The sequence below is a fragment of the Janthinobacterium sp. GL_088 genome (genome assembly GCF_057837845.1).
Window position 1 is genome coordinate 4,375,195 of the sequence record NZ_CM174453.1, and the last position, 22,287, is coordinate 4,397,481.

General features: G+C 62.9%; 17 protein-coding genes. 7 read left to right on the forward strand and 10 right to left on the reverse strand.

All coding sequences use genetic code 11. The annotated features are described in order from the left end of the window. Positions 1-115: 115 nt before the first annotated feature. Together AC3IQ7_RS19485 and AC3IQ7_RS19490 are read right to left on the reverse strand one after the other, a co-directional pair. On the reverse strand, positions 116-2,437 hold the full coding sequence (locus AC3IQ7_RS19485; RefSeq protein ID WP_489207083.1) for an SUMF1/EgtB/PvdO family nonheme iron enzyme: 2,322 nt from the start codon (positions 2,435-2,437) through the stop codon (positions 116-118). A 19-nt stretch (positions 2,438-2,456) separates the two neighbouring features. After that, the gene (locus tag AC3IQ7_RS19490; RefSeq protein WP_489207084.1) at positions 2,457-4,772 is read right to left on the reverse strand and encodes a coiled-coil domain-containing protein; all 2,316 of its coding nucleotides are present in this window, start codon (positions 4,770-4,772) and stop codon (positions 2,457-2,459) included. A gap of 332 nt (positions 4,773-5,104) precedes the next feature. Between AC3IQ7_RS19490 and AC3IQ7_RS19495 the strand changes: the two genes are divergently transcribed. The 3 genes from AC3IQ7_RS19495 to AC3IQ7_RS19505 all read left to right on the forward strand — a co-directional run bounded on the left by AC3IQ7_RS19495 (position 5,105) and on the right by AC3IQ7_RS19505 (position 7,416). Then, on the forward strand, positions 5,105-5,341 hold the full coding sequence (locus AC3IQ7_RS19495; protein WP_099378750.1) for a hypothetical protein: 237 nt from the start codon (positions 5,105-5,107) through the stop codon (positions 5,339-5,341). A 189-nt stretch (positions 5,342-5,530) separates the two neighbouring features. Then, complete coding sequence (locus AC3IQ7_RS19500) at positions 5,531-6,229, forward strand: YXWGXW repeat-containing protein (protein WP_489207085.1); 699 nt, start codon at positions 5,531-5,533, stop codon at positions 6,227-6,229. Between the two features lie 158 nt (positions 6,230-6,387). Further along, positions 6,388-7,416 (forward strand): transporter, encoded by a 1,029-nt coding sequence (locus AC3IQ7_RS19505; protein WP_322427778.1) that lies wholly within the window; start codon positions 6,388-6,390, stop codon positions 7,414-7,416. 63 nt (positions 7,417-7,479) lie between these two features. Here the strand turns inward: AC3IQ7_RS19505 and rnk are convergent, their stop codons facing one another. Further along, entirely contained in the window at positions 7,480-7,887 is a 408-nt protein-coding gene (gene rnk / locus AC3IQ7_RS19510) for a nucleoside diphosphate kinase regulator (protein ID WP_162835757.1), read from the reverse strand. Between the two features lie 184 nt (positions 7,888-8,071). Between rnk and AC3IQ7_RS19515 the strand changes: the two genes are divergently transcribed. Together AC3IQ7_RS19515 and AC3IQ7_RS19520 are read left to right on the forward strand one after the other, a co-directional pair. Then, complete coding sequence (locus tag AC3IQ7_RS19515; RefSeq protein ID WP_267891657.1) at positions 8,072-8,200, forward strand: hypothetical protein; 129 nt, start codon at positions 8,072-8,074, stop codon at positions 8,198-8,200. Between the two features lie 267 nt (positions 8,201-8,467). Then, positions 8,468-10,360 (forward strand): putative bifunctional diguanylate cyclase/phosphodiesterase, encoded by a 1,893-nt coding sequence (locus AC3IQ7_RS19520; RefSeq protein WP_099378748.1) that lies wholly within the window; start codon positions 8,468-8,470, stop codon positions 10,358-10,360. A 49-nt stretch (positions 10,361-10,409) separates the two neighbouring features. On the opposite strand, the gene AC3IQ7_RS19525 is transcribed toward AC3IQ7_RS19520, so the two are convergent. Then, positions 10,410-12,098 (reverse strand): peptide chain release factor 3, encoded by a 1,689-nt coding sequence (locus AC3IQ7_RS19525; RefSeq protein WP_416208753.1) that lies wholly within the window; start codon positions 12,096-12,098, stop codon positions 10,410-10,412. A gap of 162 nt (positions 12,099-12,260) precedes the next feature. On the opposite strand from AC3IQ7_RS19525, the gene AC3IQ7_RS19530 reads away from it, so the two are divergent. Together AC3IQ7_RS19530 and AC3IQ7_RS19535 are read left to right on the forward strand one after the other, a co-directional pair. Next, positions 12,261-14,318: a methyl-accepting chemotaxis protein gene (locus AC3IQ7_RS19530; RefSeq protein ID WP_489207086.1), complete on the forward strand. Its 2,058-nt coding sequence runs from the start codon at positions 12,261-12,263 to the stop codon at positions 14,316-14,318. A 227-nt stretch (positions 14,319-14,545) separates the two neighbouring features. After that, positions 14,546-15,355, forward strand: coding sequence for a Crp/Fnr family transcriptional regulator (locus tag AC3IQ7_RS19535; RefSeq protein WP_034783188.1), 810 nt, complete (start codon positions 14,546-14,548; stop codon positions 15,353-15,355). Between the two features lie 64 nt (positions 15,356-15,419). Here the strand turns inward: AC3IQ7_RS19535 and AC3IQ7_RS19540 are convergent, their stop codons facing one another. From AC3IQ7_RS19540 to pheS, 6 genes are all read right to left on the reverse strand, one after another. Beyond that, complete coding sequence (locus tag AC3IQ7_RS19540; protein WP_099378746.1) at positions 15,420-16,835, reverse strand: sensor histidine kinase; 1,416 nt, start codon at positions 16,833-16,835, stop codon at positions 15,420-15,422. A 144-nt stretch (positions 16,836-16,979) separates the two neighbouring features. Continuing rightward, on the reverse strand, positions 16,980-17,612 hold the full coding sequence (locus AC3IQ7_RS19545; RefSeq protein WP_034783185.1) for a response regulator: 633 nt from the start codon (positions 17,610-17,612) through the stop codon (positions 16,980-16,982). Positions 17,613-17,812: 200 nt separating this feature from the next. Continuing rightward, positions 17,813-18,217: a MerR family transcriptional regulator gene (locus AC3IQ7_RS19550; protein ID WP_099378745.1), complete on the reverse strand. Its 405-nt coding sequence runs from the start codon at positions 18,215-18,217 to the stop codon at positions 17,813-17,815. Positions 18,218-18,227: 10 nt separating this feature from the next. After that, a complete protein-coding gene (locus AC3IQ7_RS19555) occupies positions 18,228-18,575 on the reverse strand; it encodes an integration host factor subunit alpha (RefSeq protein ID WP_010399205.1) in 348 nt (115 codons plus the stop codon). Positions 18,576-18,745: 170 nt separating this feature from the next. Next, on the reverse strand, positions 18,746-21,172 hold the full coding sequence (gene pheT / locus AC3IQ7_RS19560; protein WP_489207087.1) for a phenylalanine--tRNA ligase subunit beta: 2,427 nt from the start codon (positions 21,170-21,172) through the stop codon (positions 18,746-18,748). Positions 21,173-21,250: 78 nt separating this feature from the next. Further along, positions 21,251-22,267: a phenylalanine--tRNA ligase subunit alpha gene (gene pheS / locus AC3IQ7_RS19565; protein WP_034751917.1), complete on the reverse strand. Its 1,017-nt coding sequence runs from the start codon at positions 22,265-22,267 to the stop codon at positions 21,251-21,253. Positions 22,268-22,287: the final 20 nt, after the last annotated feature.

Here is a 22,287-nt window from a genome sequence, read left to right on the forward strand (position 1 = left end):
GCTACCTGGTCATTTGATACGGAACAGGGGGTCGGTGGGCAGGCGAAGACGATGGACACTCCAGCACGGTTAAGGTGCATGCAGTATCCCTCAAGATGACCGATATGATAATGAGTCAGTCGAGCGTGCGCGCCACCCTGAAACCCACGATGTCGTTCGACAGCACGGTGGAAAAGCCGTTGCGCAGGGCCGAGCGCAAATAGCGCGGGTGGTACAGCCAGGAGCCGCCGCGCAGGATGCGCCGGCTACTGTCGCTGCCCTCTTCCCATGCGCTGCCGTCGACGGGCGCGCCTTCGTAATTATCGTGCACCACGTCCTGCACCCATTCCCACACATTGCCATGCATGTCGAACAGGCCCCAGGAATTCGGCGCGAATGTTCCCAGCGGCGTGGTGCCGCCCCGATACACGCCGCGCGGGCCGCCGTTGTACACATACAGGCCGTCGTAATTGGCTTGCTCCGTGCTGATGGTGTCGCCCACGTTGAAGGTCGTGCGCGAGCCGGCACGGCACGCGTATTCCCATTCCGCTTCGCTGGGCAAGCGGTACTGGCGGCCCGTGCATTCGCTCATCCACGCCAGGTACAGCTGCGCGTCATTCCAGCTCACGCCCACCACCGGGTGCTGCTCGTTCTGCACGAAGCCAGGATTATCCCAGTCCGTTTCCGACCCGCCCGCCCAGCCGGTCGCCTTGACGAAGGCGCGCCATTCGCCCACGCTGACGGGGTGGCGAGCCAGCGCGAACGGGCGCTCGATGCCGACCCAGTGCTGCGGCATTTCGCGTTCGAGCCACGTCTTTTGCGAGCCGGCCTGCATGGCCGCCTTGTGTTCCGTCTCGTGCGCGCCCATCTGGAAGCGGCCGCTGGGAATGAGCACCAGTTCCGGCCCCTGTCCCGCGCCATCGAGAAAATCGTCGCGCAAGATGCCTTCGGCATTGGCCACCGGTTCCGCGTGTTCCGTTTCCGGCACCGGCGCGGATGCCTGCACAGGGACAGATGCGGTCGCGGCGCGGCTGGCCTCTTCCTTGCGCGCGCGCTCTTGCTCGGCCCGATATGCCGCCTCGGCCTTGGCGACGATGGCCTTGCGCTGCAATTCCTGGTGTTCCTGCAAGGCCGTGGCGGCATCGGCTTCGCGGCGCGCGCGCAGCTGGCCGCGCAGCGCTTCCTTGCGCAACTTGCGCGCCTCTTCCGCCTCGAAATGGCGCTGCGCTTCCTGTTCGCGGCGCAGTTTGTCCTGCCGCTGCTTTTCCAGCGCGGCGGCCTGGATTTCCGCCTTGCGGCGCTGATCCAGTTCTTCCTGGCGTATGCGGGCTCGCTTGATCTCTTCCTCGCGCGCCTGCTCGGCGGCCAGCGCCGCCTCCCGCTGTTGCTGCGCCTGCTGCGCCGCGCGCGCCTGCTGCTGGCGCGCCTGTTCCGCCAGTTCTTCGGGCGATGGCCCGGCCGCGCGTTCCAGCCCTTCCAGCAAGGCTTGCACGGATTGGGGCCGCAATTCCGCCGTCAGCGAAAAACCGTTCTGCAGCACTTGCCACTGTTGCGCGTTGAGCGCTTGCGGCTTTGAAGGCAAATGGCTGGCGCTGCGCATGTCGTCGAACGGCATGCGCCCTTCCAGCATCTGATAGATCATCACGGCCACCGCATACACGTCCAGGCGCGGGCTGGGCTGGCGCTGGTTGGCGCCGGCTTCGGGCGCCCGGTAGCCGTGCGTGCCCGCATTCGGCATCTCCAGCGCCAGGCTGCTGTCCGCATTGCGCACCCGCGTGGCGATGCCGTAGTCGAGCAGCTTGACGTCGCCCTTCGCCGTCAGGAAGACATTGCCTGGCTTGATGTCGCGGTGCACCAGCTTGTGCTTTTCCCAGGCATACGACAGCGCTTCGGCCACCGGCTGCAACAGTTCCTGCACCGTGGACAGCGGCAGCGCACCCTGGCGGCCCAGATAGTGTTCCAGGTCTTCGCCATCGAGGCATTCCATGATGATGAAATAGCTGGCCGTGGCCGGGTCCTGCGCCCATTCGTAGACGCGCACGATGTTTTCATGCGCGAGTTTTCTCGCCTGGGTCGCTTCCTCGATCAGCAGCTTGGCGTGCGTGGCGCTTTGCGTCAGCTGCGGCGGCAATATCTTCAGCGCCACCATTTCGCTGCTGCCCAGTTCCGCGTGCGTGGCCAGGTCGGTGGCTTGCCACACCTGCCCCATGCCGCCCGTGCCGATCAGCCGTTCGAGCCGGTAGCGGCGGTTTTGCGGACCGATTTCCTGGCCCGTCATGAAGCCCAGCTCCGTGCCCTGGCGCACGGGCAGCGGCGCGGCCACAGGTGCGGCGCCTGGCGGCGCGTACTCGGCGTCGAGGATGGCGTTCTTGCGGCGTTCAAATTCCTGCTCGCTGAGCAGCCCGTCGTCGTGGAGGGCGCGCAGTTCCCGCAGCTTGTCTCGTGCTTTTTGCATCATCTGGAGTGAAACGCTTCCGTCAAGGCTGCAGGGCGACGCCGCAGGCGGCGCAGAATTTAGCTTCCGGATGGCCCGCGCGCTGCGCGTGGCCGTTCTTGCAGCGGGCCGGCGCTGCAGAGGCGGCGCCCGGCTGCAGCGCCTGCGCCACGGCCACGCCCAGCTGCGCCTGCGCCGACAAGCCATGCGCGTGCGCCGCGTTCTGCAGGTTGATCAGATCGAGCTGCTGGCGCCGCTCGCGTTCCGCCTGGCCTTCCAGGTAGCTGCGCTCCTGCGCCACGCTGTCCTGCGCCATGCGCATGGCGTCCAGCGGGGCGACGCTGCTCTCGGCCGCTGCCAGCGCCGCCAGCGCGTGGATCTGCTCGGCGCTCATGCCCGCCTGCAGCTGCACTTTCAGCACTTGCGCCAGCGCGACCGCATTCTGCCCGGCGGCCATGGCCACCTTGCCCGTGTCGCTCAGCGAGCCGATTTTCTCGATGCGGTCGATGTCGATGCGCGCCAGTTCGGCCGCATGCGCCTGCTGCGCCAGCAGGGCTTCGTATTCGCCCTTCCAGCGCGCGTAATCGCTTTCGCGCTGCTGGGCCATGGCCAGCAAGTCGCGCTGCCATTGCGCTTCCTGCTCCAGCTGGCGCAGCTGCTGGCGCTGCTCCTCGATGGCCAGCGCGTCGAGCTGCGCAAGCTGCGTTTGCTGCTGCAGCTGGCGCGCGTGCACGCCATCGGCCTCGATGGTGCGCAGCAGCTTTTCCTGCTGCGCGATGGCGTCTTCGCGCGCGCCGCCACGCCGCAGCGCTGCGACTTTTTCCGCGATTTCCGTCGCCTGCACCTGGGCCGCTTCATCCTTGTGCGCCTCGGCGCGCAGCAGTTCGCGCTGGCGCGCCAGCTGCATCTGCTCTTCCCACTCCTGTACCCGCTCGGCCTCGCGCTTGCGCGCCGCGTTGGCCAGCATCAGGCCCTGCCAGGCTGCCTGGTGCTGCTCCGCCTCCAGCTGCGCCTCGCGTTGGGCCGCATCCGCCTCCGCCTGACGCAGGCGCGCCAGCTGGGTGCGGCGACCCGTCTCGTCGTCGATCAGCAGCGCGCTTTCCACTTGCTGCGCGATCGACTGCAGGTGCACCTGATGCGTAAAGCGCTGCTGCGCCAGCTGGATCTGTTCGCGCCCATGCAGCTGCGACAGTTCCAGCTCGCTGCGCATCTTGATGGCGGCCAGCGCGCGCACGTGTTCCCAGTTGGCCGCTTCGTCGGCGTGCTGCGCGCCCTTCTGCGCCAGTTCCTGTTCCAGCTCGCCCAGCGCCAGCGCGGCGCCATGGTCGAGCGCCTGGCGCCGCGATTTCGCTTCCAGGATGCGGCCATACAGGTCGATCTGGCGCCCGCGCAGCGCTTGCAGGCGCTCCGCTTCCTGGTGGTTCAGTTCCGCCTTTTCCAGCGTCGCATCCTGCTGCAATTCCGCGCGGCGGTGTGCGTGGCGCGCTGCCAGTTCCTCGCGGCGGATGCGCTGCCACTCTTCCTCGTCATACAGCTGGTCGAGCTGCTTCATGCGTTCCAGACTGTGTTGCTCGAGTTCCTGCGCCGGCAAGCCGCCCAGCCACAGGGTACCGATGGAGGCATCGCCATTGCCCTCGCGTTTGTCGTGGCGCAAACTCAGCGTTTCCACGCGCGCCACGGCCAGGCCGCTGGGCGCCAGTCGCTGCGTCAGCGCCGATTGCAGGCGTTCGTTCAATTCGGGCCGCAGGTCGGCATTCGCGTCCATCTCGACCAACGCGCGGCTGCCGATGAATTCCAGCGCAATCTGGCGCACGGACGGCAGCAGCAAGGCGTGCAGGTGGGCCCGCGTGACGGCGCCCGGCGCGCGCATGAACTGGCGCGCGAACGCATCGGGCTGGCCCAGCCCGATATCGACACGCAGGGACGCGGCAACGTTCAGCAGTTCCGAGCTGGCCAGGCCAGGCAAGTCGAAGTCCAGGCTGACGGCGTCGGCGCGCGCGATCAGCACTTCGGCCGGACGCGCCGGCAGCAGCGCGGGCAGGCGCGCAAAGAAGGCGGCGCTGTCGTAGTCGCCGGCCGGTATCAAGGTGAAAGCGTCCGATTGCACGATCCAGGCGCGCGACTCGGCCGGCACCTGCAGGCGGCGCGCGGCGCTGCCGAACAACGAGGACAGTTCGCGCACGCCAAAGAACAGGGCTAGTTGCCCTTCAGCAAGATGCCATTGATTGGCATGCAGCACCGCGTCGCTGTCGGGTGCCCCCAGCGACAAGCCGCATTGCGCGCAATAGCCGGCGGCAGCGCCGTTCTTGTGCTCGCAGCGCGGGCAGCGGGCGCCGCCAAAACCAAACAATTGGAACATGTGTGACTCCTGATGAGAATGATTGTGCGCGCAACACGGCTGCCATGCCGATTCTAGCAGGATAGCCGGGCCTCACTTGCCGCGCACAGCATGGGCACGGCAGTGCGCAGCATCAGATAATGCCATAGGGCAATTGCATTCATATGCACGGATACAGGGCGAATTAGGCCTCAATTCATGCGGTCGCCCGCCAGGCCCGTGCGCCGGCATTTCAGCGCCGTTTTTTTGCAGGCCATCCCGCCAAAACCACGGCTGGTCGCATCTGCATGGCGCGCCGGCCCGCGCCTGGCTACAGTGCATGCATACCCACCCGCCACCCGAAAGGAAACATCATGAAAACGTTAAAAAACATGGAAGCCATCTTCACCGTCGCCGTTGCCATTGCCTGCGGCGCCAGCTACGTCAGCTTCATGCAGCCATCGGCCGCCAAAGCGGCTGATGTGGCACAAGCGAGTGCCATCCCCGTCGTCGTCGTCAGCGCCAAGCGCATGACGGAACAGGAAAAGAAAATCTCGCTGATCGAGGAACGGCAAGCCTTGCTGGGCAACGCCACCGCCAGCACCCTGTGAGCCACCGATGCTGACACCACGCCGCCTGGCGCCAATTTGAATACCTCCGCGCCAGGCCGCCATTTGTATCCGCCACGGATACACGGACACACAGCATTGTGTCAATTGTAATAAGTTGAATCAAAAGCGATCCGCTCGCCGGCAAGCGCCTATAGTCCATTTCACGCAATCACCGAAATGGAGCACACCATGAAACCCATCACACTCTACGCAGCAGCCATGCTTGCCATCAGCACCGCGGCCTTCCTGCCCGTGCAGGCCATGGCACAGAATCAGCTCGGCGTCAGCATTGTCATCGGCAACGCCCCGCCTCCGCCACGGTTTGAAAGCGTGCCAGCGCCACGCGCCGGATATGTCTGGGCGCCCGGCTACTGGAACTGGGATGGCCAGCGCCATGTCTGGAACAACGGCGAATGGCTGCGCGAACGGGGCGGCAACCAGTACCGCCGCGCCGCCTGGATACAAGAAAACAACCGCTGGCGCCTGGACCGTGGCGGCTGGGTCGCCGCGCAAGTGCAGCCCGTGCGCTATGACGATATCCGCATCGCCCCGCCACCGCCGCGCCGCGAAGCCATCCCGCGCGCCCGCCACGGCTACGTCTGGGCGCCCGGCCACTGGGAATGGCGCGGCCAGCGCTACGCCTGGACGCCAGGCATATGGATCGCCGAACGCCCCGGTTACGTGTATGCGCCGCCCGCCTGGAACCAGCGCGATGGCCGCTGGCAGATGGAGCAAGGCCGCTGGTCGCCACGCGGGCCGAACGGTGACCGCGACCGCGACGGCATCCCCAACCGCTATGACCGCGACAATGGCAACCGCCACGACCGCGACGGCGACGGGATTCCGAACCGCGACGACCGCAGGCCCGACAATCCGCGCCGCGACTAGTAACACCTGACCAAACCTGCTGCGCGGCGGTTCTATCAAGCGTTACTGCAAGCTTTACCCACCAAGGCCACCGTTCGCGGTGGCCTTGTCATTTTCCCGACACATCCGTGTATTAAAATCGCGCGACGATCAATCACACTGCGCGAGAAAGATTCACGATGGCGATGGAAACTGCCGGTTTTACCTACGGCTCGGACACCTCGGGCCTGGTCTGGGGCTTCCTGTTTGGCCGTGAGGCGCAGCCGCTGGCGCTCGACTCGACGGCCGCACTGGCCTGGCTGGCCGATGGCGCGGCCAGACCGGCGCAGGAATTCGTCTGGCTGCATTTCAATTTGTCGCATGCGGCCAGCGAAAAATGGCTGATGACGCACACGCAGCTGGCCGACGAATTCTATGAAACCCTGCACCAGGGTTCCCGCTCGACGCGCATCGAACAGGCGGAAAACACCCTGATCGCCGTGGTCAACGATGTGGTGCACAATTTCTCGTTCGAAGCGTCCGACATTTCCACCATGTGGGCCAGCGTGGCGCAAAACCTCGTCATCACGGCGCGCCGCGCGCCGCTGCAGTCGATCGAGCGCCTGCGCCAGGCCGTCATCAAGAACCACGAGCCGATCCGCTCGTCGGTGGAATTGCTGATTCATCTGCTGCGCGACCAGGCCGACGTGCTGGTCAACATCGTGCGCGACGCAGTGGCGCGGGTCGACGATATCGAGGACCACTTGCTGGCCGGGCGCCTAGTGCCGAAACGCGAAGACCTGGGCGCCATGCGGCGCGTGCTGGTGCGGCTGCAGCGCCTGCTGGCGCCGGAACCGGCCGCCCTGTTCCGCCTTCTGCAACGGCCGCCATCGTGGGTATCGGAGCTCGACAGTCTGGAATTGCGCCAGTCGACGGAGGAGTTTTCGGTGGTGCTCAGCGATATGTCGTCCTTGCAGGAACGTATCAAATTACTGCAGGAAGAGATTGCCGCCAGCGTCAACGAGGAAAACAGCCGCAGCCTGTTCGTGCTGACCATCGTCACCGTGCTGGCCTTGCCGATCAATATCATCGCCGGCATGCTGGGCATGAACGTGGGGGGAATTCCGCTGGCCCAGCATCCGCAGGGCTTCTGGATCATCGTCGCCATCATCGTCACGTTCACGGTGGTGGCGGGATGGCTGGTGGTGCGCGTGCAACGCAATAGTTGACTATTGGGAACACGGCCTGGCAGGCGAACGGCAGGCGCCGTCCGCCATCACTGCTTGCCGCGCTTAGCGGTGGTATTCGCCGGCCCGTTCAGGCTGGTAAACGATTTCCTCGATTTTCACCTTCACCACGCCGCCCGGCATGGGCCAGGCGATGCTGTCGCCGACGGACAAGCCCAGCAGCGCGCTGCCGACGGGCGCCAGCACGGAAATGCGGTCGGCCTGGCCTTCCACATCCTTCGGATACACGAGCGTCAGGCAGAATTCTTCCTTGTTTTCCACCGTGAAGCGCACGGTGGAATTCATCGTCACGACGGTCGGGGGAATCTCTTGCGGCTCGAGCACCTCGGCGCGGCCCAGCTCGTCGAGCAAGGCGGCCTTGTCCGGCGACAGATTATTACCCAAGGCATACAACAACGCTTCCAGTCGTTCCAGGTCTTGTGATGACAAAATAATTTTTGGTTTTTTTTCCAAGATATCCTCACTATTGATCATTAGGGCGACGTCCGGTTTTTCTGGCGGCAGCTTGCTTGGCCGCGGCAGACAAAATAAACAGCATCAGAACGTCCATCATCTGAGGATTATGGACGAACTCGTGGAGCAAGGCCATAGCGTTCTCGCATTCTTCATTAAAATTTATTAAAATCAATGACTTGCAATGGACGATACGGAGCAAAAGTTAATCCGTACCAGGATGACTGCAGGCATTGAAGTTATTCTTGATGCTATTTTGTTTACCGTCAGCATGTTTTTAGCGAAAAAAACCGGCGGGCAAAAAAAGGATTAAAATTCAGTGTGGATTATTATTAGAAAAACACGTCCTGCCTTTTCCGCCTGATTTGTCGCCCTGCCTGCTGCCACCGGCCTGTGGCATGCAGACAAAATTGCCGCGCGCCCTGTACTTTCACGCTGCAAAATGACAATATGTCGGCCTTAGCAACACGTTGAGAGTTCCGGCTCACTTCGGTTTTCATCAGACTGGAACGTAAAGTATGGCAGGGCGAGGCGGGATGACACGGGGCGGCGGCAAGCGGGGCCGGCAGGAGAAAGCGTCATGATGACGCCATTGATGCTGCCGTCGGCGCAATTGCGCGGCGACCGGATTGCCAGGCTGAACTTGCTGGCCGCGGCGGCCATGCTGGCCATGGCCAGCCTGCTGCTGGTCCTCTTCCAGTTGTTTTCCCTCCAGGCATCCTTCCAGCGCAACCTGCGCATCCAGGCCGACATGCTGGCGCCCGCCGCCACCCAGGCCATGCGCCAGGACAATCGTCTTGCGGCACAACAACTCCTCGCTTCCCTCGCCGCCGCCCCGCATGTCCGGCAAGCACTACTTTACAGTCCCTATGGCACGCCGTTTGCCCGCTACACGCGCAGCAGCAGCGATGCCGCGCCCATGGCGCCGCGCAACGGCCTGCACCTCGATTACCTGGACGGCAGCGCGGCCATCCTGACGGCCTTGCCCGGCGGCGGCGCGCTGTACCTGCGCGCCAGCCTGGCGCCGCTGTACGCCAGCCTGGCGCAATTTGCCGCCTTTACCCTGCTCGTCTGCCTGTGCGCGTTCGGCCTGACGTACCTGATGGTGCGCCGCACGCGCACGGCCGCCCAGCATGCGGAAAGCCATTTGCACTACCTGGCCCATGTCGACCCGGTCACGCAACTGCCGAACCGCCATGAATTCAACGATGCCCTGGCCTACGCGCTGGCGCGCGCCGACCGCCAGGACAGCAGCGTGGGCCTGCTGCTGCTGGACCTGGACAACTTCAAGATCGTCAACGATACGCTGGGCCACCACTGCGGCGACCAGCTGCTCAAGCTCGTGTCCGAACGCCTGGTGGCCATCCTGCGCGGCACCGACATCATCTGCCGCATCGGCGGCGACGAATTCGTCGTCATCGTCGAACCGGCCGACGACGCCTCGGAAATGGCCAGCGTGGCGCGCAAGATCCTCGCCGTGCTGGCCGCGCCATTCGATCTCGAAGGCCACCAGCTGTATGTCAGCGCCAGCATCGGCGTGAGCCTGTATCCGTTCGACGCGCAGGATGTGGCCACCCTGACGCGCAATGCCGATACGGCCATGTACCACGCCAAGCACCAGGGCAAGAACCGCTACGCCGTCTTCAAGGCGGAAATGGAATTGCGCGCGCAGCGCCGCCTGCGCATGGAAGCGAACCTGCGCCGCGCACTGCAGAACGAGGAACTGTATTTGCACTACCAGCCGCAGATCGACTTGCGCAGCGGGCGCATCGTCGGTGTGGAAGCGCTGATACGCTGGAATTGCCGCGACATGGGCCAGTTGAGCCCCGCCGAATTCATCCCCGTGGCCGAGGAAAGCGGCATCATCGTCGACCTGGGACGCTGGGTACTGCAAAGCGCCTGCCGCCAGGCGGCCCTGTGGTGCAAGGCGGGCCTGCTCGATTCGCTCGAACACGTGGCCGTCAACCTGTCGGCCTGTCAGGCGCGCGATGCGGGACTGATGGACGATATCCGCGCCATCCTGGATGAAACGCAGCTGCCGCATGGCTTGCTGGAGCTGGAAATCACGGAAGGCGTCCTGATGGACAATGTCCACGCCAACGTGGAACTGATGCGGCGCCTGCAGGAAACGGGCATCCACCTGTCGATCGACGATTTCGGCACCGGCTATTCATCGATGTCGTACCTGAAGCGCCTGCCCATCGACCAGTTGAAAATCGACCGCAGCTTCGTGCACGACCTGCCCGGCGAGGGCGAAGCCATCGTCACGGCCATCATCGCCATGGCGCACAGCCTGCACCTGAAAGTGGTGGCCGAAGGGGTGGAGACCTTGCGGCAGGTGGAGTTTTTGAGAAAAGCCGGCTGCGACAATGCCCAGGGCTTCTTCTTCGCGCGCCCGATGACGGCAGCGCAGTTGACGGCATTGCTGCTGGAACGGCGCGACTGGAGCACGCGCACGATTCTACCGGCATAAAAAAAGGGCAGAACTGCCTGTTCTGCCCTTGCTACTTACTCCGGATGCATCAGGCCAGCTTGGCCGAATGCTCGCGCGTCGCGTGGAAAGTCAGCTTCGGCCAGCGCTCTTCCGTCAGGCGCAGGTTCACGCCCGACGTGGCCAGGTAAGCCATGTTGCCGGCCGCATCGTAGGCCACGTTGTGGCCCAGCGCGTTCTCGAAATCCTGCAGGATGCGCTTGTCGTCGCAGCTGACCCAGCGGGCGCTGCTGATGCTGGTGCCTTCGAACACGGCGTCGACGCCATATTCGTTGAGCAAACGGCTGGCCACCACCTCGAACTGCAGCACGCCGACGGCGCCCAGTACCAGTTCGCCGCCCTGCACCGGCTTGAAGACCTGCACCGCGCCCTCTTCGCCCAGCTGCTGCAAACCCTTGTGCAGCTGCTTGATTTTCAAGGGATTACGGATGCGCACGGAGCGGAAGAAGTCTGGCGCGAAGTACGGGATGCCCGTAAACGTCAGCATCTCGCCTTCGGAAAAACTGTCGCCGATCTGCATGTTGCCGTGGTTCGGCAAGCCGATGATGTCGCCAGCGTATGCTTCTTCCACCTGTTCGCGCGACGATGCCATGAAGGTCACCACGTTCGACACCTTGATCTCGCGCCCCAGGCGCAAGTGCTTGACCTTCATGCCGCGCTCGAAACGTCCCGAGCACACGCGCAAAAAGGCGATGCGGTCGCGGTGGGCCGGGTCCATGTTCGCCTGGATCTTGAAGACGAAACCGGTAAATGGCTGCTCGGACGGGGCCACCGAACGCACGGTGGCGTCGCGCTCGCGCGGCGCCGGCGCCCAGTCGACCAGCGCGGAGAGAATCTCGCGCACGCCGAAGTTGTTGATGGCCGAACCGAAGAACACGGGCGTCTGCACGCCGGAGAGGAATTCCTCCAGGTTGAACGGGTTGGACGCGCCATGCACCAGCTCCACTTCCATGCGCAACTGGTCCATCTCGAGCGGGAACATCTCCTGCAGGCGCGGGTTGTCGATGCCCTTGATGATTTCAAAGGCGCCGTCGGCCTTCTCTTCACCGGCCTTGAACAGCATGATCTCGTCGTTCAGCAGGTGGTACACGCCGCGGAAGTTCTTGCCCATGCCGATAGGCCAGGTGACGGGCGCGCATTGAATCTTCAGCACCGATTCGAGTTCGTCGAGCAGATCCAGCGGATCGCGCGTTTCGCGGTCCATCTTGTTCATGAAAGTGACGATGGGCGTGTTGCGCATGCGGCACACGGCCAGCAGCTTGATCGTCTGCGCTTCCACGCCCTTGGCCGCATCGATCACCATCAGCGCCGAGTCGACCGCCGTCAGCACGCGGTAGGTATCTTCCGAGAAGTCCTGGTGGCCAGGGGTGTCGAGCAGGTTGACGACGTGGTCGCGGAATTCGAACTGCATCACCGAGGAAGCGACGGAAATGCCGCGCTGCTTCTCGATCTCCATCCAGTCCGACGTCGCGTGGCGGCCCGATTTGCGGGCCTTGACGGTACCGGCCATCTGGATCGCGCCCGAGAAAAGCAGCAGTTTTTCCGTCAAGGTGGTCTTACCGGCATCCGGGTGGGAAATGATGCCGAAGGTGCGGCGGCGCTGCACTTCGCGCGCGATCACGGCCGGCGCCTTGCTGCTGACGGACGCTGCGGCGATGTCCGCATTGTCGCTGGAATCGGGGGTGTTGATGTCGTTCTCGTTGGCCATATTGGTGACCATAATATGGCCCTCGCAAAAAACCCTCGATTTTACAGAAGGATCGGCCTTCCGTGTGAACTGCTTCACTCTGGCGGCAAGCGAAATCGCCCACTTCATCAAGGGGTCACAATCGGCAGGCAACATTGCACTGCAGAAATGTTGCCACTCTTCCCTGGAAACCCGATGAAAATGCTCCTCACCCCCGCCATCCGACTCATGCAGCGCTTGCGCCTGCTGCCCAAATTCATGCTTGTCTGCCTGGTCTTTTTGCTGCCTTTGGTGCTGGCGACCACCCTGCTGATCTCGGAGCTGGGCAAATCGCTGGCCCAGGCGCAGGATGCGCAGCGGGGCGTCGCCTATGTGCGCCAGCTACAGGAAGGCACGCGCCTGCTGCAGCAGCGGCGCGGCCTGGAACATTTGCGCCTGAGCGGCAAGGCGGGCATGGACAACACGGCCCTGAATGCACGCATCACGGCCACGCTGGCCGTCCTGGCGCGCTTGCCGGCGGGCGCCGGCCTGCCCCAGGCGGCCGAGCTGACGAAGCAGTGGCAAGCCCTGCTGGGCCGCCAGACGGGCCTCGCGGCGCGCGACAGCTACGCGGCACACACGGCGTTGCTGCGCCAGGCGGCCAAACTGGTCCAGTTGGTGGCCGACCGCTCACACCTGAGCCTGGACCCGGACGCGGGCGCCAACCACCTGAGCGCCGTGTTTACCGCCACCCTGCCCGACCTGGCCGAGAGCCTGTCCGACATCGGAGGGCGCGGCGCCGCCTACATCGACACGGGCCTGTTCGAGGCGAATGAAGATCAACTCGTCAACGCCAACGCCCTGATCGCCCGCCACGAACTGGAACGCCTGCCAGCCCGCTTCGACGAAATCATCGCCGCCAAGCCGGCATTGCGCGCCAGCCTGCAGCCGGCCCTGAAAGCCGTGCCGGCCGCGCTGGCCTTCCTCGAGCGCACGAAAAACGAAGTGACGAATTCCTACGACCAGACCTCGGGCGCGCAATTCCACGCGGCCGGCATGCAAGCCATCGATGCCCTGCACGCGCTCTCGGGCGCCTCCGCCACCGCCCTGGACGGCTTGCTGGCGCAGCGCATCGCGCGCGACGAGGCGCGCCGCGCCCTGATCCTGGCGGCCATGCTGCTGGTGCTGCTGGCCGCCGCCTACCTGTGCGCAGGCTTTTATGCCGCGTTCGCGCGCGACGTGAAGCAATTGCGCGTGGCCGTCGGCGCGGCGGCGGCGGGCGACCTGTCGCAGCGCATCACCTCGCAGGCGCACGATGAAATCGGCGACCTGGTGCGCGACTTCGGCGCCATGACGCATGGCCTGGCCACCCTGGTGCAGGAAATCCGCGGCGGCGCGGCCGTCATTGCCGCCGCCGGCGCCGATATCGCGCAGGGCAACGCTGCCCTGTCCGGCCATACGGCCACGCAAGCGGACGCGCTGGGCGCCACCGTCGATTCGATGCGCGAGCTGACGGCCACCGTGGGCCGCAACGAAGCCCACGTAGGACAGGGGCGCACCCTGGTGGCGTCGGCCGCCGAGGTGGCCCTGCGCGGCGGCGAGACCGTCAGCGCCGTGGTCGAGACCATGGCCTCGATCAAGGCCAGCTCGCACAAGATCGTCGACATCATCGGCGTCATCAACGGCATCGCCTTCCAGACGAATATCCTGGCCCTGAACGCGGCCGTCGAGGCAGCCAGAGCCGGCGAGCAGGGGCGCGGCTTTGCCGTCGTGGCATCCGAGGTGCGCAGCCTGGCGCAGCGCTCCAGCGAGGCGGCGCAGCAAATCAAGCGCCTGATCGGCGATTCCGTGGCCACCGTGGATGCGGGCGGCGACCTGGTCAACGCAGCCGGCAGCACCATGCGGCAAGTCGTCGACGCGGTGCAGCAGGTGTCCGTCGTCATCGGGCGCATCAGCAGCGCCGGCGCCGAGCAGAATGGCGAGATCGCCCGCATCAACCAGGCACTGGCGCAAATCGACGACATGACGCGCCAGAACGCGGGCCTGGTCGACGAAGCGCGCGCCGGTTCGCAGCGCCTGCACCAGGAAGGCGAGGCGCTGACGCAAGCCGTCAGCCGCTTCCGCCTGGGGGAACACGAGGCGCCAAACCCGCGCCAGGCAGCGGCCGCGACCACGCGCGACGGCTTGCCCAGCGTGCGTCCGGCCGGCCTGTGGAGCGCCAACAAGCCGCGCGTCATATCACAAAATCGCGCAGAACGGCGCAAGGCTAGCTAGTCAAAAGTGTGCACGTAGGACAAGGACTACAATTTCGCCTCAAAAGAGACTACAAAGTGGCGACTGCTAATCTTATGTTCGCCACTTACATAAGCTTTTAAAGTAGCTACATCGCGATCTGCACCGCGCGGTCGAAAAAAAACGCTGTTCCAAGATGGATGCGGCAACTTTTTTTGACCAGCAACGCGGCAGTCGCACTCCGATGTAAAAAGCCTGTGAGGAATACTATGAGCCATACTCAACTTATCGCCCCGGTCCAGAAGAACCAGTTGCTGCCGCGCGCCATGCCGGCAGCCGGACGGGAAATCAAGCTTGCGTCGCGGGTTAGTCTCAGCAGTGCCCAACAGAATGAATTGCTGGCCGCCCTGCCGCGCGCCGCGCTCGAATCGCTGTTCGAAGACCTGGAACTGGTGGAACTGCCTTTCGGCAAGGAATTGTATGCCTACGGTAACAACCTGGAATACAGCTATTTCCCCACCACCGCCATCATTTCCTTGCTGTATGTAATGGAAGACGGCGCCACGACGGAAATCGCCGTCGTCGGCCATGAAGGCGTGGCCGGTGCCTCGCTGCTGGCAGGCGAACGCGCCATGTGCACGGCCGTCGTGCAAAGCGCCGGCTATGGCTACCGCCTGAAAACGCAAAGCTTGCGCGATGCCTTCAATCAAGGCGGCGCCCTGCCCCAGTTGCTGATGCGCTACACCAACGCCCTGTTTGCGCAAATGGCGCAGAACGCCGTCGGTGGCCGCCACAGCTCGATCGAGCAAAAGCTGTGCCGCTGGCTGCTGGACCGCCTGGACCGTTCGCCATCGAACGAATTGAAAGTCACGCAAGAGCTGATCTCCATCATGCTGGGCGTGCGCCGCGAAAGCATCACGGCGGCCGCCGGCAAGCTGCAGGAAGAAGGCTTGATCCACTATCGCCGCGGCAATATCACAGTGCTGGACCGCGCCGGCCTGGAATGCTATGCGGGCGAGTGCTACAAAGTGGCCAAGACGGAATACGACCGCTTGCTGCGCGACGTATCGCGCTGCTGATCAGGCAAGACAAATAAAAATGGCCGGGCTGCATGCCCGGCCATTTTTTTTGCTTTAACGACAATTACGCTTCGGCATCCGCATCGATGTCTTCCGGTTCCGGCGTCAGCGGCAGCGGAATCACGGCCTCCACGCACGTCCCCTTGCCTTCCGGACCCTGGCGCACGGTGAGGGTGCCGCCCAGCAGCAAGGCCCGCTCGCGCATGCCCAGCAAACCGTGCGACATGGGTTTCTGCAGCGCATCTTCCGTGATGCCGATGCCGTCGTCGATGACGCGCAGCACCAGGCCGTGCTCGTTGCGTTTCAAGGTCACGCTGACCATGCCGGCGCGTGCATATTTCAGGATGTTCGTCAGCGATTCCTGCACGATGCGGAACAGGGCTATCGTCAGGGTAGCTTCGCGGTTGTCGATATTGATGGCCACGTCCGTTTCGCAGCGCACGGAACTCATGCGCGCAAAATCCTCGCAATAGCTTTCGATGGCGGCGCACAGGCCCAGATTGTCCAGCAGGCTCGGGCGCAGGTCTTCGACGATGCGGCGCTTCAGTTCCACCGTTTCCAGCAAGGTGGCCTTGGCGCGGCGCAATTGCGCAGCCAGTTCCGGCTGCGTGTGCGCCAGTTGCTGCGTGACGGCGCCCAGATCCATGCTGATCGAAGTCAGGTTGGCGCCCAGCTCATCGTGCAGTTCACGCGCCAGGCGCGCCTTTTCCACTTCATTGACGCTGATCAAATGGCGCGACAGCACGGATAACTGCTCCGTGCGCTTGCTGACCGTCGATTCCAGGTTGTCATTGGCATTTTGCAATGCATACTCGACGGCCGCGCGGTTCTGGAAGCTGCGCCGCACCAGCTGGTAAAACATGATCAGCACGAGGATGGCCAGGGCATTGATGCCGATGCCGAGCAGCACGGCTTTCTGGTATTCATGATAAAAGGCGGCGCTGCCGGACGACAGCGCTTCATTCTGCTCGCGCGTCATGATCACCACCTGCAGGCGGATTTCGTCCATGGTGGCGCGGTCATCGGTCACGCGGGAAATGTTGACGATCTCGGCCAGCCCGCCCTGCTTGTAGACGTCGATCGACTGTTGCAACATCGACATCTTGCGGCGGATCAAGCTTTTCAGCTGGCCCAGGTTTTTCAGCTGGGTTGGGCTGCCCGCGAGCAAGGTTTGCAGCTCGTTGAATTCGTTTTCAATTTCGGTGGTGGCCGTCTTCGACGGCCCCAGATAGGTTTCGGAGCCGGAAATGAAATAGCCGCGCAAGCTGCTTTCCGCATCGAGCACGAGCACGTTCAAATACTGCAGGCGGTCCGCCACGCGGGCGCTCTGGCTGAGCAAGGCGTTCGTGCCCTTCAGCGACTGCAGGTTGTGATAGAGACTGAAACCATTGAGTACAAGCAGCAAGGCGCAAGTCACGCACAGGATCGTCTTGTAGAGGGGCAGGCGGTGATTCGGGGCCGGTTCAGCGGTGAAATACATCCTGATGTGCATCCTTAGCAAGGTTCGGCGCGGGAGAAAACGCCGGCGCCGGCCAATTATAGTCCTCGCCACAAACTGCTGCACTGCACAAGTCGTGCTGGCTGGCTGGCTGAGCGATCATGTTTCCATGATCGCACCGCAGCGCTAGTCAAGCAAATTGTTTTTCATTGCGTAATAGGTCAAGTCGCTGTTGGATTGCAAGCCCATTTTTTCCATGATGCGCGTACGGTAAGTACTCACCGTCTTGATGCTCAGCGACAAGGCGACACCGATATCGGACACGGTGGCACCGCGCGCCAGGCGCAGGAAGACCTGGAACTCGCGGTCCGACAATTCCGTATGCAAGGCGGCATTCGTATCGCGGTCGAACGATTGCGCCAGCAATTCACCGACGGTGGAACTGACATAGCGGCGCCCCTGGAATACGGTGCGCACGGCCGTCATCAGCTCATCGGCTTCGCATTCCTTGTTCAGATAGCCATTCGCGCCCATCTTGAACAGGTTCAGCGCGTATTGCTGCGCAGGATAGCCGCTGAGGATCAGCACGGGCAATTCCGGCTGGCCCTGGCGGATCGTGCGCAAGGTATCGATGCCGCTCTGATCGGGCATGGCGATATCGAGCAGCAACACGTCACATATTTCGCGGCGGGCGATATCGAGGGCTTCGCGCCCGGTACCGGCTTCCGCCACCACACTGAAGTCGCTTGACGACGAAAAAATCTGTTTGAATCCAGCTCTTACTATTTGGTGATCATCACAAATGGCAACGCGTATCATTGTTTCCCCTTAAATTTTCCTGGCCTGGGAAAGACTACCGGAACCTGAACGCTGCTCCGGTTCAGCGTCACTAACAAAAACGCAACATTAACATTATATTCAAAATATGGCGCGCCGTACGTTACCGGCTGCGTCAAGGCAGCAAGCCCATGCAGTATAGTCACCGGTACCGGACAACCCCACCTATATTGGTACAAATCTTATTTTAGCAAGTTTAAAATCGCAATTAATTCATTGCGTATCCACGCGCGGTCCAGCGGCGCTTCCTGCGGCACGACAGGCATGGCCGGCAGCACAGGCAGCTCGTCAACGATGGCATGCGAGGCGCCACGGCTGTCGAGCTTGTTGCGCGCGCCGCTGATGGTAAAGCCCTGCTCGTACAGCAATTCGCGGATGCGGCGTATCAGCAGCACCTCGTGGTGCTGATAATAGCGGCGGTTACCACGTCGTTTGACCGGCTTGAGCTGGGAAAACTCCTGCTCCCAGTAGCGCAATACATGCGGTTTGACGCCGCACAACTCGCTCACCTCGCCGATCGTGAAATAGCGTTTCGCCGGAATGGGCGGCAAGGCGATCAACTCGGTTTTACTGATGCGCTCGTTCATCGCCACTCACTCAGGCAGCACGTGCCAGCGGACTGGTCTCTTCGACCATGCTTTTCAGCTTCTGGCTCGCATGAAAGGTCACGACACGGCGTGCCGTGATGGGGATCTCTTCGCCCGTCTTCGGATTGCGGCCCGGCCGTTGCGGCTTGTCGCGCAACTGGAAGTTGCCGAAACCGGACAGCTTGACGGCCTCGCCCCGTTCGAGCGCGTTGCGGATCTCGTCGAAAAAGGTCTCGACCATATCCTTCGCTTCGCGCTTGTTCAGGCCCACTTGCTCGAACAACAGTTCGGCCAGCTCTGCCTTGGTCAAGGTGGGTAAATCTTTTTCCGCTTCCTGGCGCACCTTGGCAACCAGCATGGCCCGATGCAGATCGGCAGCCAGTGCGGATTGCAGTACGGCGGAATCAACGTCGCTGTTATTAATTTTCCTGCCCTGCCTTTTCTGTGCGCCCGAACCCGCCACATGGCAGGCTCGTCTACGGTTGACGACGGAAAGGCCGTCACGCTAGGCGACGGCCAGTCCGGTAATTACGAACGCAGTTTCGCGTCGTGGCCCTGCTTGGCGGCATCGATCAGGACAGCCATCAGGCCATCGACGACATCGTCTTGCAGGGTGTTTTGAGTATCTTGCAAGCTAATCCGGAAAGCAAGGCTTTTTTCATCCGCTTCCAGCCCTTTTCCACGATATTCATCAAATAAAACAATGGCTTGCACGATACGCGCTGCCGGGCTCGACTTGGCCGCGGCGTGGAAGCTGTCGAGCAGATCCTGCACGGCTACCGATTGCTTGACGACGACGGCCAGATCGCGGCTGGCGCCAGGGAATTTCGAGATTTCCTGGTACACCGGCAGGACTCGTTGCGTCAGGGCAGCGGCGTCGACTTCGAACAGCACGGGCGCCAGCGGCAAGTCGTACTTTTGCATCCAGCGCGGGTGCAATTCGCCGATGAAACCGATGACCTTGCCATCAAGCTCCACGTTGGCCGAACGGCCCGGATGCAGGGCCGGATGTTCCGCCTTGGTGAAACGCAAGACCAGCGGCGCGAACAGCGCTTCCAGGTCCGCCTTCACGTCGAAGAAGTCGACCGTGCGTGCAGGCTGGCCCCACTGCTCGTCGGCCACCGCGCCGTAGGCCATCGCGGCCACGCGCTTCGGCTGGGCGTAGCCAGCCACCGACAGGGGGCCGTTTTCCACGCTGTCGTCGCGCTGGTAGATGGCGCCCACTTCGAAGATACGCACGCGATTCGTCTTGCGGTTCAGGTTATAGCGCACATTGGCGATCAGGCTGCCGATCAGCGAGGAACGCATCACGCTCATCTGGCTGGCGATCGGGTTCTGCAATTTGATCGGATTCGCGTTGCCCGAGAAATCACGCTCCCATGCCGTATCGACAAAGCTCATGTTAACCACTTCCTGGAAGCCCAGGTCGGCCAGCTCATGACGTACCGCAAACAAAGAGCGGGTATTTTCTGGTGCAATCTGCATCACGTTCGCTGCCACGGGCGGCAAGGTCGGGATGTTTTCAAAACCGTACACGCGCGCCACTTCCTCGATCAAGTCTTCCTCGATCTCGATGTCGAAACGGTAGCTGGGCGACGTCACGGAAAACACGCCATCAAGCAAAGTGAATGGCAGGGCCAGGCGCGTGAAGATATCGGCGATCAGCTCATCATTGAGCGGCACGCCGATGACTTTCTGCGCGCGCGCCGTGCGCATCGACACGGGCTGGCGTTGCGGCAGGTTCACCACGTGGTCGTCGACGGGGCCGACGATGGTCGCTGGCGTGCCGCAGATTTCCACGATCAGGGCCGTGATGCGCTCGATGTGCTCGACGTTGGTGGCGAAATCGACGCCGCGCTCGAAGCGGTGCGCCGCATCGGTCGAGAAATTCAAGCGGCGCGCGCGGCCTTGAATCGCGTTCGGCCACCAGAAGGCCGCTTCCAGGTAGATGCTGTCCGTATCGTCCGACACCGAGCTGGCGTCGCCGCCCATGATACCGGCCAGCGATTCGATTTCCTGCTCGTCGGCAATGACGCCGATCCACTCGTCGACGGCGATGGTGTTGCCATTCAACAGCTTGACGGATTCGCCAGCCTTGCCCCAACGCACGTCGAGGCTGCCGTGGATCTTTGCCAGGTCAAACACGTGGCTAGGACGGCCCAGTTCCAGCATGACATAGTTGGAAATATCGACCAGGGCCGACAGCGGACGCTGGCCGCTGCGCTCGAGGCGCTGCTTCATCCAGTCCGGCGTGGCTGCCTTGGCGTTCAAGCCGCGGATGACACGGCCCGTGAAACGGCCGCACAGGTCCGGCGCGCTGACTTTCACGGGCAGGATTTCATCGCTGGAAACCGGCACGGTACGGAATTGCGGCACATTCAGGGGCACGCCCGTCAAGGCCGACACTTCGCGCGCGACACCCAGCACGGACAGGCAGTCCGCCTTGTTCGGCGTCAACTTGATGGTGAATTTCAAGTCGTTGAGCGCAAAGTAATCGCGGAAATTCTGGCCGATCGGCGCGTCGTCCGGCAATTCCATCAGGCCGGCGTTTTCTTCCGACAATTTCAATTCGCGCGCGGAGCAGAGCATGCCTTGCGACTCGACGCCGCGCAGCTGGCCCACCTTGATTTCAAACGGCTTGCCATCGGCGCCAGGCGGCAGCACGGCGCCCGCCATCGCGCAGACGACTTTCAAGCCCGGGCGCACGTTCGGTGCGCCGCAAACGATGTTAAGCATGGTGCCCGTGCCGACATCGACCTGGCACACGTTCAGGCGGTCCGCATTCGGATGTTTTTCCATCTCCAGGACCAGGCCCACCACCACGTTCGAGAACGGCGGGGCGACAGGATCGACGTCCTCGACTTCGAGACCGGACATGGTCAGCAGATGGGCCAGTTCGTCCGAAGTCATCTTCGGATCGACCATGGTACGGAGCCAGTTTTCGGAAAATTGCATAATCAAGCCTTCAAAGGGTCAAAGCTCACAGCGCGAGCGCACAGGCGCTCAAGCGCCATGAATCAAACGGAACAATGCTTAGTTGAACTGCTTCAGGAAACGCAAGTCGCCTTCATAAAACAGACGCAGGTCGTTGATGCCGTAGCGCAGCATCGTCAAGCGTTCCAGGCCGGAGCCGAAAGCAAAACCGATGAATTTCTCGGGATCGAGGCCGAAGTTCTTCACCACGGTCGGATGCACCTGGCCTGCGCCCGACACTTCCAGCCAGCGGCCTTTCAACGGACCGGAGCCAAAGGCGATGTCGATCTCGGCCGACGGTTCCGTGAACGGGAAGTACGACGGGCGGAAGCGCACCTGCAAATCGTCCGTCTCGAAGAAGGCCTTGACGAAATTCAGGTACACGCCCTTCAGGTCGGCAAAGCTGATGTCTTCGGCGATCCACAGGCCTTCGACCTGGTGGAACATCGGCGAATGGGTGGCGTCGCTGTCGACGCGGTAGGTGCGGCCCGGCGCGATGACCTTGATCGGCGGCGTGTGCGTGCGCGCATAGCGCACCTGCATCGGGCTCGTGTGCGTGCGCAGCAGCAAGGGCTTGCCATCGGTGTCGTTGCCATCGATGTAGAACGTGTCTTGCATGGAACGGGCTGGGTGGTTTTCCGGGCTGTTGAGCGCCGTGAAGTTGGTCCAGTCATTCTCGATTTCGGGGCCATCGGCCACGTCGAAACCGATGGAGCGGAAGATTTCCTCGACACGTTCCCACGTGCGCATCACGGGATGGATGCCGCCGGGCATGCGGCCACGGCCTGGCAGGGTCACGTCGATCGCTTCGGCGTTCAGACGACCTTGCATCTGAGCATCGGCCAGTGCATCACGGCGCGCTGTCAGCGCGTCCTCGATCTGCACTTTGACGGCGTTGATCAGGGCGCCTTGCGCCTTGCGCGCGTCCGGATCCAGTTTGCCCAGGCCCTTCATCATTTCAGTAATCTGGCCAGTCTTGCCCAGGTAGCGGGCTTTGGCGTTTTCAAGTGCGGCAGCGTCTGCGGCGGCGATAAAATCAGCCTGGGCCGAGACGACGAGTTCTTCTAGGGAGTTCATGCGGCTTTTCCTGTTTTGGA

Bases quoted from the DNA above. Each gene is read 5' to 3' on its own strand.
- AC3IQ7_RS19495 (WP_099378750.1), top strand. From the start codon at position 5,105: ATGAAAACGTTAAAAAACATGGAAGCCATCTTCACCGTCGCCGTTGCC.
- pheT (WP_489207087.1), bottom strand. From the start codon at position 21,172: ATGCAATTTTCCGAAAACTGGCTCCGTACCATGGTCGATCCGAAGATG.
- AC3IQ7_RS19525 (WP_416208753.1), bottom strand. From the start codon at position 12,098: ATGGTCACCAATATGGCCAACGAGAACGACATCAACACCCCCGATTCC.
- pheS (WP_034751917.1), bottom strand. From the start codon at position 22,267: ATGAACTCCCTAGAAGAACTCGTCGTCTCGGCCCAGGCTGATTTTATC.
- AC3IQ7_RS19515 (WP_267891657.1), top strand. From the start codon at position 8,072: ATGGACGATACGGAGCAAAAGTTAATCCGTACCAGGATGACTGCAGGC.
- AC3IQ7_RS19505 (WP_322427778.1), top strand. From the start codon at position 6,388: ATGGCGATGGAAACTGCCGGTTTTACCTACGGCTCGGACACCTCGGGC.
- AC3IQ7_RS19500 (WP_489207085.1), top strand. From the start codon at position 5,531: ATGAAACCCATCACACTCTACGCAGCAGCCATGCTTGCCATCAGCACC.
- AC3IQ7_RS19535 (WP_034783188.1), top strand. From the start codon at position 14,546: ATGAGCCATACTCAACTTATCGCCCCGGTCCAGAAGAACCAGTTGCTG.
- AC3IQ7_RS19540 (WP_099378746.1), bottom strand. From the start codon at position 16,835: ATGTATTTCACCGCTGAACCGGCCCCGAATCACCGCCTGCCCCTCTAC.
- AC3IQ7_RS19545 (WP_034783185.1), bottom strand. From the start codon at position 17,612: ATGATACGCGTTGCCATTTGTGATGATCACCAAATAGTAAGAGCTGGA.
- AC3IQ7_RS19520 (WP_099378748.1), top strand. From the start codon at position 8,468: ATGATGACGCCATTGATGCTGCCGTCGGCGCAATTGCGCGGCGACCGG.
- AC3IQ7_RS19485 (WP_489207083.1), bottom strand. From the start codon at position 2,437: ATGATGCAAAAAGCACGAGACAAGCTGCGGGAACTGCGCGCCCTCCAC.
- AC3IQ7_RS19550 (WP_099378745.1), bottom strand. From the start codon at position 18,217: ATGAACGAGCGCATCAGTAAAACCGAGTTGATCGCCTTGCCGCCCATT.
- AC3IQ7_RS19555 (WP_010399205.1), bottom strand. From the start codon at position 18,575: ATGCTGGTTGCCAAGGTGCGCCAGGAAGCGGAAAAAGATTTACCCACC.
- AC3IQ7_RS19530 (WP_489207086.1), top strand. From the start codon at position 12,261: ATGAAAATGCTCCTCACCCCCGCCATCCGACTCATGCAGCGCTTGCGC.
- AC3IQ7_RS19490 (WP_489207084.1), bottom strand. From the start codon at position 4,772: ATGTTCCAATTGTTTGGTTTTGGCGGCGCCCGCTGCCCGCGCTGCGAG.